At 57.2% G+C, this 14,938-nt stretch carries 10 protein-coding genes and 3 pseudogenes; 3 read left to right on the top strand and 10 right to left on the bottom strand.

Translation table 11 applies throughout. The features are described 5' to 3' along the window. Positions 1–932: 932 nt before the first annotated feature. Positions 933–1,905, bottom strand: a pseudogene (locus ML_RS04705) (sterol desaturase family protein). A 400-nt stretch (positions 1,906–2,305) separates the two neighbouring features. Here ML_RS04705 and ML_RS04700 point away from each other — a divergent pair. Next, positions 2,306–2,767, top strand: a complete 462-nt coding sequence (locus ML_RS04700) for an NAD(P)/FAD-dependent oxidoreductase (RefSeq protein WP_049769713.1) — start codon at positions 2,306–2,308, stop codon at positions 2,765–2,767. A 193-nt stretch (positions 2,768–2,960) separates the two neighbouring features. Here the strand turns inward: ML_RS04700 and ML_RS17870 are convergent. Beyond that, a pseudogene (locus tag ML_RS17870) lies at positions 2,961–3,633 on the bottom strand (MgtC/SapB family protein). A gap of 1,711 nt (positions 3,634–5,344) precedes the next feature. Between ML_RS17870 and ML_RS17865 the strand changes: the two are divergent. Beyond that, a pseudogene (locus tag ML_RS17865) lies at positions 5,345–6,113 on the top strand (LLM class flavin-dependent oxidoreductase). 251 nt (positions 6,114–6,364) lie between these two features. On the opposite strand, the gene glnA reads toward ML_RS17865, so the two are convergent. Beyond that, positions 6,365–7,801, bottom strand: a complete 1,437-nt coding sequence (gene glnA / locus ML_RS04670) for a type I glutamate--ammonia ligase (RefSeq protein ID WP_010908031.1) — start codon at positions 7,799–7,801, stop codon at positions 6,365–6,367. 250 nt (positions 7,802–8,051) lie between these two features. On the opposite strand from glnA, the gene ML_RS04665 reads away from it, so the two are divergent. After that, positions 8,052–8,210, top strand: a complete 159-nt coding sequence (locus ML_RS04665) for a hypothetical protein (protein ID WP_156511997.1) — start codon at positions 8,052–8,054, stop codon at positions 8,208–8,210. A 1,353-nt stretch (positions 8,211–9,563) separates the two neighbouring features. On the opposite strand, the gene ML_RS04655 is transcribed toward ML_RS04665, so the two are convergent. From ML_RS04655 to ftsZ, 7 genes are all read right to left on the bottom strand, one after another. After that, a complete protein-coding gene (locus ML_RS04655) occupies positions 9,564–9,956 on the bottom strand; it encodes a hypothetical protein (protein WP_010908030.1) in 393 nt (130 codons plus the stop codon). Positions 9,957–10,028: 72 nt separating this feature from the next. Next, positions 10,029–10,829 (bottom strand): DivIVA-like cell division protein Wag31, encoded by an 801-nt coding sequence (wag31, locus tag ML_RS04650; RefSeq protein ID WP_010908029.1) that lies wholly within the window; start codon positions 10,827–10,829, stop codon positions 10,029–10,031. Positions 10,830–11,075: 246 nt separating this feature from the next. Then, positions 11,076–11,366, bottom strand: a complete 291-nt coding sequence (locus ML_RS04645) for a YggT family protein (RefSeq protein ID WP_010908028.1) — start codon at positions 11,364–11,366, stop codon at positions 11,076–11,078. A 124-nt stretch (positions 11,367–11,490) separates the two neighbouring features. Next, positions 11,491–12,123, bottom strand: a complete 633-nt coding sequence (locus tag ML_RS04640; protein ID WP_010908027.1) for a cell division protein SepF — start codon at positions 12,121–12,123, stop codon at positions 11,491–11,493. A 67-nt stretch (positions 12,124–12,190) separates the two neighbouring features. Next, on the bottom strand, positions 12,191–12,964 hold the full coding sequence (locus tag ML_RS04635) for a YggS family pyridoxal phosphate-dependent enzyme (RefSeq protein ID WP_172591959.1): 774 nt from the start codon (positions 12,962–12,964) through the stop codon (positions 12,191–12,193). 5 nt (positions 12,965–12,969) lie between these two features. Continuing rightward, positions 12,970–13,719, bottom strand: coding sequence for a purine nucleoside phosphorylase YfiH/LACC1 family protein (locus tag ML_RS04630; protein WP_010908025.1), 750 nt, complete (start codon positions 13,717–13,719; stop codon positions 12,970–12,972). A gap of 22 nt (positions 13,720–13,741) precedes the next feature. Beyond that, positions 13,742–14,881 carry a cell division protein FtsZ gene (gene ftsZ / locus ML_RS04625; protein WP_010908024.1) on the bottom strand — a complete coding sequence of 380 codons (1,140 nt, stop codon included), beginning with the start codon at positions 14,879–14,881 and terminating at the stop codon, positions 13,742–13,744. Positions 14,882–14,938 lie beyond the last annotated feature (57 nt).

The raw sequence follows: 14,938 nt of genomic DNA, 5'->3' as shown, positions 1-14,938 counted from the left end.
CCACCAAACTTGGATTGTTGAAGCGCTATCCGGCTAGGTAGTATTGACAGGTCAAAGGGTATTTCACAAGATTCAAACCGGAATCAACTGACTAGCAGCTGAATGCTGCCGGACCCTTGATTCCGATGTGTGCACACCCACCCTTCCCGCCGGTAAACACCAACGGGGATTGGAGATCATTCCAAGATCCTGACGGACCTATTCTGGAGGTGGACCGTCACGACACCGCCGCGGGCAAATCCCCAGACACTGCTAAAAATCCCGACGATTCGCCCGTGGCCTCAGTGGGGGCCAGGTATACCCTTCGAATCGGCTTTCTGGCTCTGGATGCTGTGGGACAGGGTGAACCCACCCGTTGTTGGCGCTCGCCACAGTTCCACCAGTCTAACAAGTGATAGCACCAAAGGGCATATCGCTTGTCCAGGCTGAACCACCACGGTTGGGTTTTATTCCAGTCGACGCCTGCCGGACAAAATATTGCTTACTGTCACGTGATCGACAAGCACAATCGCCTCTTAGTCAACGATTAACTAATCAGTGGCCACTGTCGTGCTACTGGGCTTGTTGTCCCGGAATGTCGCAAGATGGCCGATGACATCGTGTCCCGGTCGGCGACCGCTCCCCACAACGGCAGTGCCCGGAAGTGAATGCGATTTTTTAGATTCGGATCGACATAACCCAAGGTGCAAATGCGTTTGTCCTGTCGGATTCCCATGCCCGAGAAATCAACGTGGGGTCTGCGTTGGCCAATGCCGGTGACGGATTGGGCAAGAATGCCATGACGGCACCCGGCGCAACGCATGCGCGCATAATCAGGCGGCACACCATGGATTCCAGATCCGTCGGGGCCGACGCGACTGCCGACCGCAAGTTGCAAGTTACATCGCAATCTTTCCTTAAAAAGCGCGTTTCACATCGGCCACCCTGTTTAGTCACCACCTCTGACTGGAAGTAACGCTAACGGAGACATAGCCAGCGGGGCGGAGTTCGGCCTGCGCAGCACTGCACGGCGCCCATCCTGGCGGCCCTAAGACGCAGCCCAACCGATCTCGCAAGCGCATCGCCGATCGCCAGTCACTGGCAATCGCCACGTACTCGCAGGGCTGCAAGGTCCACACGTTGAATGTGTCGACTTGTTTGACTAGGCCGTATTGCGGGTGGAACCGTCTCGGTTGAAAACTACCGAACAGCCGGTCCCAGATGATAAAAATGCTACCGCAGTTCTTGTCGAGGTAAATCCTGTCCATCCCATGGTGTACCCGATGGTGCGACGGTGCGTTGAAGATGAATTGAAAGACCCGCGGTAGTCTGTCGATCCACTCGGCATGTACCCACAACTGGTTGATCAAGTTCAAGTTACCAGCTGAATTCCCCCCAAGGGGAAGCTCCAACAGCGGCAACGGAATCCACACCAAGACCTCGCCGCTGTTGTTCCACTTCTGACGCAATGCGGTGGCGAAGTTGAAGTATTCGCTCGAGTAGTGGGCTTGATGCGTCGCCCAGATCAGCAGAACCCGACAGGCGATGCGCTAGTATGCGTAGTATAGCAGGTCGATGCCGAGGATCGGCGATAACTCAAGTGTGCCATTGGGATACCGGAAGACACCAAGGCGCCAGGTACGCATGCATCGCCGCATAACCGAGCAAGGCCAGGGCTTTCCAGCCAGCGGTAGTGGCGATCGAGACCAACCCCATCGAGATACTTGCCACCGAATCGAGGTGTTATACGCACCGGCAGGTGATCACGGCGTGTAGAACTTTTCAGGAACGGCAGCTTCGACCCATTCCAGCTTATGGGCCGCTGTCCACTCAAGAAGTAAAAGCAATAAAAAACGAAATGGCAAACAGCACCGGATCCCGCATCTGCTGAGGCAAACCGGACCAGAAATCAGCCAACACCCCCACATCAAACAGACTACGACCTCACCCCACAACAAGTAAGGCCCTAGTGATTAGGATATCGGCTTGGCCGGCACATGCACCTTTGTCGGTTGCATTGTACGTCTGATCAATGGAGGCCGACAAACCACAGGGCTGCATTACTGGATGTCGCGGTGGGATTGATGCTGGAAGCGGCAGGCAATAGCAGAAAGGTTGGGGGATGTCGAGCCAGCTACCGATGTGGTTGGTATCGGCTCCAGGTTCGCGAGGCTGTAGACGGCGCTCGATGCCGCCCGGCGACTCGACGAGCGCTGAGTTTCAGCGGGCACAGTCGACATCACAGTGTTGATTACCAAGCCTTTTCATGATACTTAGGTTCGCAACTACAAGGCCGATTTGAGCGGCTGCCGCATTACGCTAGCTGATGTACATCAGCCCGGCCGGAGTTTGGCATGTCACCGCAGAAGTCATCAAGATCGACACCAATGCCAACACAGTCATCACGTCAAGCGTAAGACCTATAGCCACAGCCGACTCGTGCTGGCCGCGGACAACCAGTTGCTCAAACCCACCATTCAGTGGTCTGCGCGAGTGCAGTTTTGACGTCGACAACTACGACGACGCCCTCGAATTGGAGTACCACTTGCACACCCTAACCCAGAACGCTACCAAGATGCTGCAGCTAGCCCCAGCCCCAGCCACGGTTATCGTGATCGGTGCTGGGCTAACCGGGATGGAAGCAGCCTGCGAACTGACAAGCAGGATTCGGACGCTGTTTGCCCTGGAAGGTATTGCAACGCGAGTGGTGCTGATTTATCACAATCGCTTGGTTGGCTCCGATGGGCGCGTTGGCACAGCTGGTGATCGAGCAAACCTTGACGAGTAACGGCACTGCGACCAGGACGGGAGTCGGCTGACGAGGCGTAACTCGCAGAGTGAGACCGGGTGGTGGTCACCGATGGCAAGCAGGCCAAGTCTAACAAGCGCACCATCTCAATACCCGTAGGACCTATCCACCACCGACCGGCCATCACTCCGCCTTGCTAGCAACGACCGCACCGAACCTGCAAGACCACCCCCTAGCTGACGCCCGACTTGTCCAGGCCTCGGTCTACCTGCGCTTGATTGCCGACGTACCGGTGAACGGCGTATATAGCTGGAGTGCAGCGAAAATTCCGCAACCAATCGCTCCAATTTTGCCGGCGTACCACCCCGTCCACAAGCAAGTGCACCGTCAAACTGATGTTGTCACCGTTGGCCTTCCCGGTTTGGATACCACGCAGGGTGATGTCGTTACTGCTAGTGGGTTGCACGGTGTGGGCGAACGTATAATTTTCCAGATTTACAACTACAGATCATCTGTACTTGATATGGCCCGCAGACCTTCATCCTCTTCGATGACGTTGTCGCGGTCGATCAGCCGGCCAAGTAGGCGACCCAGTAAAGAGATGGTAACAGTGACGATCACAATGAATAGCAGTTCCCCGGAAGCGACCAGCACACCTACTCCGCCACAAAAACCGACTTCAGCCAACACATTAAAACGCGCCTCTGGTGGAGCTGCTATCCTCAGTGGCGGCTGCATAGCGCACCAACAAGGTTGGTCACCGGCGGCCACCAATACGTTAGTGCTCAGGGTCCCCGGCCATGCGCACCCGCAATTGCCACTCAAAGCCGATAAAGGCGCCGCAACCCACCTCGACAGTCAGTCCGGAGCGCGAAATCAACGATGCCCAACGTGTCGCATGACACCGCACCCTTTCCAAATCACGGGGATGAGCACCCACCACCACCCTCGCAACGATCTTGCCGTCGGCAACCAACCAAACACAGGTGAACGGCAGGTCTACTTGCCAAATTGGTTAAATTACGGCCGAACCGTTGCTAGCGGCTAAACTGCTAGGTCAAAAACAAAGATTGACCCAGCGATGAGTTACCCATCCTCCAGCGTTGCGGAATCACGCTATGCCGTAGAGAATTGTTGGGAGCAGTAGTATTTCGTCGCAAGGGCGACTAACTTTGCTGCGTAATCCATGGTGATTTAGGGATTGTGGGTCTCGAAGTCTTGGATTATTTTCAGGATCGATTCGCCACAATCTGAGTCGGCATAGGTGGGAACGGCTAGACCGATCATGGCCGGTAGCGCCGAGCAGCACAAGTAGCAGTCTCATGACTCGTCTTTCTCCCAGTCTTAGCCAATTATCCCATCCTTCACATCGGGACAAAAGATCATGTGAACCCAAAATCGGGCAATTAAATAGATCTGAATTCGCAACAACACCATCTTCTCAGGTCTGCTAACCGAAACTGCAGGACGTATCAATTCGCTTGATCCCACTGGCCTGCATTGTTGTTGGCGCGGTCAATACACAACGACGTCACCATCTAGGATGGCGATCCGCACCGGAGATCGTTTCGGCCCGTACTGATTCTCGAAACCGCAACCACGTTAGGGCTCGGCCGCTGGGAACAGCATCATGGACGGCATCAAGATGCTATTGAGAGCAACTCGAACACTGAAATTTTTTTCCTATTAGCTAGATTAGTCTCGGATCGAACAACTTTGGTTTGGGTGGTGGTGTTGTGGTGGGGTGTGGGTGGTTGATCTGCGCTAGAAGGTTGCCGTATGTGCCGCCGACGGCCGGATCATCGATGCACTGTTCACTAACACGATACTGCTGCACCCGGCGGCATGCCTGCTTGCTGGCTGAGGGCCGGTCAACAAGCCGCCGACACCGATACCAGCGGCAGAAATGGTGCAAGGGATAACATCAGGTGCGAATAGTTATACCGTGCACGGGGACGTGCCTGTTCAGGTGCGGCCACATTGACCACGCCGACACCTCAAGGCCATGACATGCACACTAAAACGCCCCTACCCCGCGGCGCTAACAACTATCCTCACACTCACGCCTGCATCGATATCGCCTTCAGCACAGCCCAGGTGCCCAGCCCCTGGCATCATCAACATGTAGACCAAGCAGCATCCACCACCGACATGCTTACGTGCGCCGCGCTAATCGTGTCCACTGCGGCAAAGCACACGAAGCCTCATCGAAAGCAGGCAGTCAGCCACCCACCAACAAAAACCCCGCAACACAGCAAAACACGTCAACAGGATTCCGGGCTGCCCCCCACGACTACCGAACATATCGGCCAGTCATAAAACGCAAAAACAGCCATTTCACCCACCACCTATGAAACCAACCGAACAACTCACCGCCACAGACACAAGACAGCAACCTGCAGTTCAAGGGAAGCAGCGGTGGCCAAACCAGCTGAAACCGTGTCCAGCACCATTAAGTGTATATACGGTACACTCGCTTAGCGCGTTTCACACCGAGGATTCTGTTGACCATGTCGAAGGTGCTAAATCCTATGCACTCTATCTTTCGGATTCCGCAGAGACCACCCCCAAGAAGGAAGGAGTATTCATCTAGTCGGCATGGGCGCAGGAAGCCGAATGAAATTCGGCATCAGCAGCGCGTTCCTAAACACCCGGGAAATCATCGAGATCGCCAAGGCAGCCGACGACCTCGATTATGACGACGGCATCGGGATCCCTTACCACGTAGTCAACTTGGAAACCCTAAACACCCCACCGCGTATCTCTACACCTAAGTCGCCACCCGGCAGCGGTTTGTCAGCACCGGTTACATTCCCGCTGTGCGCAGTCCTTATTCAGCCACCGAAGCCATTGGTACCTGGTGTCCGGGCGAGTGGAGTTCGGAATCGGAGTCGGTTGATAATAAAGAGGGATTCGCCTTTATGAGGGGAGCTGTTCGCTGCCCGCGGCAAACGTAACGATGAATTCCTTGACTTGATGCAGACGCTGTGGCAACCGCGTTGGACGCAAGTCGATAGTGAGTCCTACCGGACACTGCGTTTGGAGATACAGTCAACCTCACCGGCCGATACCGATTCTGTATCGCGGGTTCGGCGAGACCGCATTGCGCAGTGTTGCGCGCCACAACGGCTATCTGGGTGACCGCATAAGGACCGATAGCGCTATCGCGGCAGCCGATCGGCTGCAGGAATTACGAATTGGAAAAGGTGTTTCTCTAGATGATTTCACCGTCCTGACGGGACTTACTGACGCAGGCAGCATTACCTCTTATTGGTGCGCCGAGGACGCCGACATCACCGGTATTCTTACCATGCTGCGGATGTTCTATGTCGAGTCAGCCACCACATTGGTCAACAAGAGCAAGGACCTGACATTGGACAGCTAGCTACTTACTGTCATCAGCTTCGGTGTTCTATGGAGCCATACTTCACGCATGACGTTTACGGTGGTTTTAGCAACGGCGAGGCCCGAAACTAACGGCGTGTTCGACTCTCTCCGGGAGCTTGGCTAGAGGTTGTCGAGATGGCCGAGGGACGGCAGGTCAAGATGTCGTGGGTAGATTAATCGGACATTAGCCCCGAACCTAAATCGCGGGAACCCGCTTGGTTGATCACCAAGCGGGTTCCCGCGTTCCCCTTAGACATCGTAGTACAGCGCAAACTCGTACGGATGCGGTCGAATGTTGACCGGTTCGATTTCGTTCTCGCGTTTGAAGTTGATCCACGTCTCGATCAAGTCGGGTGTGAACACGCTTCCCTCAGTGAGGTAGTCGTGGTCTTCCTCGAGACGGTCGATCACCGCAGCCAGCTGGGTGGGCGCTTGCGGAATGTCTGCGGCCTCCTCCGGAGGCAGTTCGTAGAGGTCTTTGTCAACCGGGGCTTGAGGCTCGATCTTGTTCTTGATGCCGTCCAGGCCCGCCATCAACATGGCGGAAAACGCCAGGTAGGGGTTGCCCGATGCATCGGGGCAGCGGAACTCCAGTCGCTTGGCCTTCGGGTTTTTGCCGGTGATAGGGATACGCACACATGCGGACCGGTTGCGCTGGCTGTAAACTAGTTTAATCGGGGCCTCATAGCCGGGAACCAAACGCTTGTAGGAGTTTACGGTCGGGTTGGTGAACGCCAGCAACGACGGTGCATGGTGCAGCAGGCCTCCGATGTAATGCCGTGCGGTGTCTGACAAACCGGCATAGCCGATCTCGTCGTACATCAGCGGGGTGCCGCCTTTCCACAACGATTGGTGAGTATGCATACCGGAGCCGTTGTCACCGAACAGCGGCTTGGGCATGAAGGTGACTGTCTTGCCGTTCTGCCACGCGGTGTTTTTGACAATGTATTTGTACAGTTGCATGTCATCGGCCGCATGCAGCAGCGTGTTGAACTGGTAGTTGATCTCACCCTGCCCACCGGTGCCCACCTCGTGGTGGCCCTTCTCCAAAACGAAGCCAGCGTTAGTCAGGTTGGTAAGCATCTTGTCGCGCAAGTCGACGTACTGGTCGTTGGGAGCCACTGGAAAGTACCCACCCTTGTGGCGAACCTTGTAGCCACGGTTGGGGCTGCCATCGGACTCGGTCGCCGCGCCGGTGTTCCACCACCCCGAAATGGCATCGACTTGGTAAAACGAACCGTTCGAGCGTGAGTCGAAACTCACCGAGTCGAAGATGTAAAATTCGGCCTCGGCACCGAAGTACACGGTGTCAGCGATACCAGTGCTGATCAAGTAGTTTTCAGCCTTGCGAGCGATGTTGCGCGGGTCGCGGGAGTATGGCTCGAGGGTGAACGGGTCATGGACGAAGAAGTTGACATTCAGCGTCTTGGCCGCACGGAACGGATCGATGCGTGCGGTGTCCGGGTCGGGAAACAGCAGCATGTCGGACTCGTGGATCGACTGGAACCCGCGAATCGACGAGCCGTCAAAGGCCAGCCCGTCCTCGAACACGCTCTTATCGAAGGCCGAAGCCGGAATAGTGAAATGCTGCATTATGCCGGGCAGGTCACAGAACTGAACGTCGACAAATTCGATGTTCTCGTCCTTGGCGAGTTTTAATACGTCGTCGGACGTCTTTTCCGTCACAAAATGCTCCTTAGTATTTTCCTGATCCGCGGCCTGAGGCTATGGAGCTGGTATTTATCGGTAAGCCACCCCCGCATTGTGCCGAGGTTACTTGACTATGCGCCCACAAACAGAGGCCGGTTGCACGCGGGTTTTATTGCGGGGCCATGAACTGTAAGATCGTATCTGGTTTGCCGCGGAGGCGCAGTGGTTCGTCGGGGCCCCGCCCGGAGAAGACGTCTGCGGCCACCAGGCTAATCGAGACCGGTCATTGGATCGGTCGATTAACTCGGCCTCACGCCCCGAATACCCCGACACGGCTTTCAGCTTTGCTGGAGCACAGGCCGGGATCACTGACGCCGAAGGGACACCGGTTGGCGGCGCTGCTGATGCCGAATTTCATTCGGCTTCCTGCGCCCATGCCGACTAGATGAATACTCCTTCCTTCTTGGGGGTGGTCTCTGCGGAATCCGAAAGATAGAGTGCATAGGATTTAGCACCTTCGACATGGTCAACAGAATCCTCGGTGTGAAACGCGCTAAGCGAGTGTACCGTATATACACTTAATGGTGCTGGACACGGTTTCAGCTGGTTTGGCCACCGCTGCTTCCCTTGAACTGCAGGTTGCTGTCTTGTGTCTGTGGCGGTGAGTTGTTCGGTTGGTTTCATAGGTGGTGGGTGAAATGGCTGTTTTTGCGTTTTATGACTGGCCGATATGTTCGGTAGTCGTGGGGGGCAGCCCGGAATCCTGTTGACGTGTTTTGCTGTGTTGCGGGGTTTTTGTTGGTGGGTGGCTGACTGCCTGCTTTCGATGAGGCTTCGTGTGCTTTGCCGCAGTGGACACGATTAGCGCGGCGCACGTAAGCATGTCGGTGGTGGATGCTGCTTGGTCTACATGTTGATGATGCCAGGGGCTGGGCACCTGGGCTGTGCTGAAGGCGATATCGATGCAGGCGTGAGTGTGAGGATAGTTGTTAGCGCCGCGGGGTAGGGGCGTTTTAGTGTGCATGTCATGGCCTTGAGGTGTCGGCGTGGTCAATGTGGCCGCACCTGAACAGGCACGTCCCCGTGCACGGTATAACTATTCGCACCTGATGTTATCCCTTGCACCATTTCTGCCGCTGGTATCGGTGTCGGCGGCTTGTTGACCGGCCCTCAGCCAGCAAGCAGGCATGCCGCCGGGTGCAGCAGTATCGTGTTAGTGAACAGTGCATCGATGATCCGGCCGTCGGCGGCACATACGGCAACCTTCTAGCGCAGATCAACCACCCACACCCCACCAGCCCACCACAACACCACCACCCAAGGCCTCAATCACCCCAACAATGCCCCGTCCGATGCTGACTCGCACGGTGATTGACAAGGAGACAGTGGCACTCATGCGATGCAAACGGATGTATAGGGGCAAGCGCACCGTCGGCCGACCCACACGGCAGGACCGTGACCCCCGTCGATGACGGCATAGCCACCGGCGCCAGCATGCTGACGGCCGCCCGTACCGTAACTTACGGGCCACGAGACCCGCTCGACCCCCCAAATCAATAATTGTCACGATACCGGTCGGGCCAACAGCCAGCCTGGCCGTGAGATCGCACGAAGCCTACGATGTGGTGTGCGCAACCCATTGATATCCGCGTTTGATGCGGTTGGACAGATCTACTCGACGATCAGGTTCGCGAACTCCTCACCACACCCACCACCGACAGGCCACATCACAGGGCCGCTGAAATTAGTCGCCTTGAGCAATGCGACGCCCGAGGCGGCTAATTTCCATCCAAAACGCCTACGTGGCGCGGTCGTTATCGTGGTCGTCGGCGGCTACCGCCGATTGCTCACCCGTGTCTATGGTAAGCCTACCCCAATACCCGGACAACTCACCGCTGTTGGTATCGCCTTCCTGGCTGCCCGCATCTGGGGCCTCCGTTGAGGTCCCCGCTGGCACTTCGTCCAAGTAGTCGACATAGACGGCCCCATCGTCCTGATCTGTGTCTTCCTTATCCTCGTTGTTGGCCGCATCGATGCACTGGTGTTCCCGGACTGCATCAACGATTAACAGCAGCACGCCCAGGACACTTGCACCAATACATACCCAGGCCATTAGCAAATTGCTGGTGGCAACCGCAAACACCAGAACAACGAGACCAATGAGGGCCAACACCAGTGCAATGATCAGCATTGGTGATCCTCCAGCCCACAAGTTAGAATTGCCACCTAGTGTGTCGACCGTGGAGTCCGGCACACTTCTCAGCTAGTTATTACCCCGATTGAACTGGTCGAATCCACCAGCATCCGCATTGGAATCAACCGGTGCAGCCGACCCACGCTGACCGAGTTCCTCAAGCTGAGATTCCAGATAGGTCTTGAGCCGGGTCCGATACTCGCGTTCGAAGGTACGTAGCTGCTCGAGTCGGCCTTCCAACACCGTGCGCTGCTGGCTGATGGCTCCCATAATCTCAGAATGCTTACGCTCGGCTTCGGCCTGCAGGGCGTCGGCCTTCTCCTGGGCTTGACGTGACTGGACCTCAGAGCGAGTTTGGGCGTCGGCCAACATCGCGTCGGCGCGTTGCTGGGCTTCGGCGACGGTAGCCTCCGCCGTGAGGCGAGCCTCGCCGAGAATTTGGTCGGCATTGACACGCGCATCGGCCAACATCTTGTCCGATTCGACCTTAGCCGTACTGGTGAGCTGGTCAGCGGTATCCTGCGCCAGGCTCAACACCCTAGTAGCCTTCATCGCCAATTCTTCGGCCGTCTCGGCAACAGCTGCCACTGGCGCCTGCTTGGCAGACACTAGTTCGGGTTCGAAAGTGGAGAGCGCCTGAGTGGGCTGCACGGCGATAACGGGGCCAGCACCAGTACCGCCACCCGCAGCTAGTTCATGATCCAGCTCCTCGATCCGCTGGCGTAGGTCGGAATTCTCTTCAATGAGCTGAGTCAGCTCGTTCTCAACCAGGTCGAGGAAAGCGTCGACCTCATCTTCGTTATAACCACGCTTGCCGATGGGCGGCTTACTGAACGCCACGTTGTGGACGTCGGCTGGTGTAAGCGGCATTGTTCGTCCCCTCAAGTCCCTTGTCAAATTATTTGGAAAGTGTAGAACGGCGTGGTAGCCATCGCGCAACTACCGTCCATCCTGTCACACCAGACCCGGCTGTTGCCGTTATCTAATAAATTAAGTAAAGAATTTCAAACTGTAAGGCCAATTAAATCCCAACCCTTAGATTTGAAATCACACGGAGCAAACCGTCGCCAAAACGTGGCCGAACCGTCGCCTCCTCCCGGGGCGTCGGGGCATGGCTTAAGCCGCAGCGCTTAAAGCCAATTGCATGCCTATGAACGCAACCAGCAACAGCACCATGATGGACAAGTCGAAGCGGACCGCGCCAATGGTGAGTTGCGGAATCAACCGCCGCAACAGCTTCACCGGCGGATCGGTGATCGACATGATAGTCTCCAAGATCACAACAGTGACACCGTTGGGGCGCCAGTCACGGCTAAATGAACGTATGAACTCGACGACAACCCGGGCGATCAGCAGCAGCCAAAAGACGAACAGCGCCAATCCAAGGATCTGATAAAACAACGCCAAACTAAAGCCCGACCTTACCAATGAAGATACCAACCACCGCCTACACGTACGGTTACCGCCAGAATACCGACTCGGAGGTCGGAGACGGACCCATATGTTGCGGTGGATCTGATTATAAACCGATCTATTGGTAGGCGTAAAAGCCGGTTTCGGCGATCCGGCGACGCTCCTCAGGGGATACGTCGACGTCGGCTGGCGACAGCAGGAACACCTTGGTTGCGACCTTGTCGAAGGATCCACGCAACGCAAAGGCCAAGCCCGCGGCGAAATCGACCAGGCGTTTAGCGTCAGCATTGTCCATCGACACCAAATCGATGATAACCGGGGTGCCATCTCGAAACCGCTCGCCGATAGTGCGCGCCTCACTGTAGTCCTTAGGCCGCAGCGTGGTAATCTTCGACAGCGGGCTACCTTCGTCAAACAGCATAGCCATCCGGCGCGGATCCATAGCCAAAGCTCCGCGGGTGGAATTTCGCAACCACGATCCCAAGCGCGGGCGGCTCAGGTCAGGCCGGTCAAATTCACGAGGGCGGAAGCGGTGCTCATCCCCATAGCCGCCACGGTACCCGAGCGGCAGATAGCCGGTCGGGTCTCCACGCAGGTCGCTGTAGTCGCGCCCTTCATAACGGCCGTACCCTTCCTCAAACCGAGAACGCCCGTAACCGTGAGTGGGAGAACGATCGTCGTAGTACTCGTCGTCGTAGTCTTCCATCGGAGCCATTCCGAAATAGGCCTTGACCTTGTGCAGTGTGCTCATTGCGTGACCCCCTATCTAGGCCTGAAAGCTCTGGTGTCTGTGATGAAGATGTGACTACAGTGACTACTTACGGCGACCGTAACCGGCTTGGACCCAATAGCGCGGTACCGACACGCACACACGTCGAACCATGTTTGACCGCTATCTCAAAATCGTTAGACATGCCAGCGGACAGCCCGATCGCATCCGGATGTGACCGCAGCACCCGGCGATGTTCCAATCGCAACTGCTCAAAAGCCTGGTCGGGATTCCACCCCAACGGCGGGATGCCCATCAACCCGACCAACTCCAGGCTTTTCGACTCCTCGACCTGTGCGCAGACCCGGTCAACTGCGCCGGGCGCAGTGACGTTGACACCACCGCGCGATATGTCTCCGTCGAGACTTATCTGGACATAGACCTGCAACGGCTGCTCGCGACGACCGCCGGCCAACGCCGCTGCTACCGCCCGATCGAGCGCAGCGACCAATTGCAAGCTGTCGATCGAATGAGCAGTGTGCGCCCACTGCGCCAGCGACCGCACCTTGTTGCGTTGAATTTGACCCACCATGTGCCAGTGAATACTCGATTTCTCTTCCCGAGAAACCCCTAACAGTTCAGCGAATTCAGCAGCTTTCGTTGAAGCTTCCTGTGCCCGCGATTCACCAACAGACCGACAACCCAATCGAGACAAAATCGCAACATCAGTTGCTGGAAAGAATTTACTAATAGGTAGAAGTTCGATTTCGCCGACATTGCGCCCCGCGGCTTGCGAAGCTGCCGCAAGCCGGGAACGCACCGTCGCTAGCGCATGCATTAATTCGGATTCGCGGTCGCCCTGCAGGTCAATATCCGCCGCCATGGCGGTCACTCCATCCAGACCAGCGAAGCCAGTCGCCCTGTTGACACGGTCTGGAGATGACTGAACAGCGCCCGATCAGCCACCGTGCGGCGCGGATCGTCTTCGATCGACATGACACCCAAATCGCGGAACTGGCAAGCGATTCCGGTCCGTAGATCAAGGCCGGGAGTTCCGGCTGAGATCCTGGTGGTGGTGCAGCTGTCTGGCGATGCCGCTTCGACTCCGTCGGCTATCACTACGGGCACCTCATAGTTGCGGCCACTAACAGCCGGACCGAGCAGCACTGCAATGTCTCGTCTCCAACGTACGCACCCAGGCCCAGCATCATATCCATCGCACGGGCTAGCACACCTCGCTGAACCCCGACCCTCCCCGACGTGGACCGCCGCAGTCACTCCGGGACGTGCATCGGACAGCAACACTGGCACACAGTGGATCGTGACGACCGGCAACGCCGGCTGAGATGTTCTGGTCACCAAGGCGTCGGTATTATCGACCACGGCGTCACACGGCTCATGAACCACCTTGACTCGATCACCATGAACCTGACTCATCCACACCACCCGGTCGACACCCAGTCCAATGGCGGCAACCAGCCAAGCACGGGATAAGTGACCACCGCAGTCGGGGTCGTCACCGACATGGTCGCCAAGGTCCAAGAAATCGAACGGGGATACCAAAACACCACCCGCCCGCATTGTGATCACCCAACGGATGCGAACGCTCACCTGTCCAGTATCGGCAAATCCTCCCACTTCAAAGGTCCCGGCCCCGGCGTCAGCGACGCATGAACGGCGGCACGTCTACATCGTCATCATCGCCACCGATACTCAGAGCCGCACCGTTGGTGTGTAGCGGCGCACTAGCAGCGTCGACAGGCTCGAACAAAGTCGAAGTGAGCGCGCCGGCCTTCGCCGACTCGATCCGGTGCGCGCCTCCAGTACTGCCCATCACGGGCGTGCGGCCCGGTCCGTTGGCTTCAAAGCCCGCCGCGATCACAGTGACCCGTACCTCGTCACCCAGCGAATCGTCGATGACGGTACCGAAAATGATGTTGGCGTCCGGATGAGCGGCGTCCTGCACTAACGACGCCGCCTCGTTGATCTCGAACAAGCCTAGGTCGCTGCCGCCGGCGATCGACATCAGCACCCCCTGCGCGCCTTCCATCGACGCTTCCAGCAGGGGGGAGTTGATAGCGATTTCGGCGGCCTTGAGCGACCGACCATCCCCGCGCGCTGAACCGATGCCCATCAACGCGGTGCCCGCACCCGACATGATGCCCTTGACGTCGGCGAAATCTACGTTGATCAGCCCCGGCGTGGTGATCAGATCGGTGATGCCTTGCACGCCGTTCAACAGCACCTCATCAGCGCTGCGGAAAGCATCCATCAAGGATACTGCAGTATCGCCCATCTGTAGCAATCGGTCATTGGGGATTACGATAAGGGTATCGCAGCTCTCCCGCAACGCCGCGATACCGTTCTCGGCCTGATTACTGCGCCGCTTGCCCTCGAACGAGAACGGCCGGGTGACCACACCGACAGTCAACGCGCCCAGTTTGCGAGCGATGCTCGCGATGACGGGTGCCCCTCCGGTGCCGGTTCCCCCGCCTTCACCCGCCGTGACGAACACCATGTCCGCCCCGCGCAGCAGTTCTTCGATCTCATCCTTGGCGTCTTCGGCGGCCTTGCGCCCGACCTCCGGGTCCGCACCGGCACCCAACCCCCGAGTGGAGTCCCGCCCGACATCGAGCTTGACGTCGGCATCGCTCATCAACAACGCCTGCGCATCGGTGTTAATCGCCATGAACTCCACACCCTTGAGGCCCTGCTCAATCATCCGGTTGACGGCGTTGACACCACCGCCACCGATGCCCACAACCTTGATAACAGCAAGGTAATTATGCGGGGGGGTCATCATTCGTCTTCCTCCGTGGTGGGACTAAACTTGCCCTGGCTAGTTTGGGCTCCCTGG

This window comes from Mycobacterium leprae TN, assembly GCF_000195855.1.
In the GTDB taxonomy this organism is placed as follows: domain Bacteria; phylum Actinomycetota; class Actinomycetes; order Mycobacteriales; family Mycobacteriaceae; genus Mycobacterium; species Mycobacterium leprae.
Note: the sequence above shows the minus strand (reverse complement) of the source record. Positions and strands in the feature narration are given on the sequence as shown.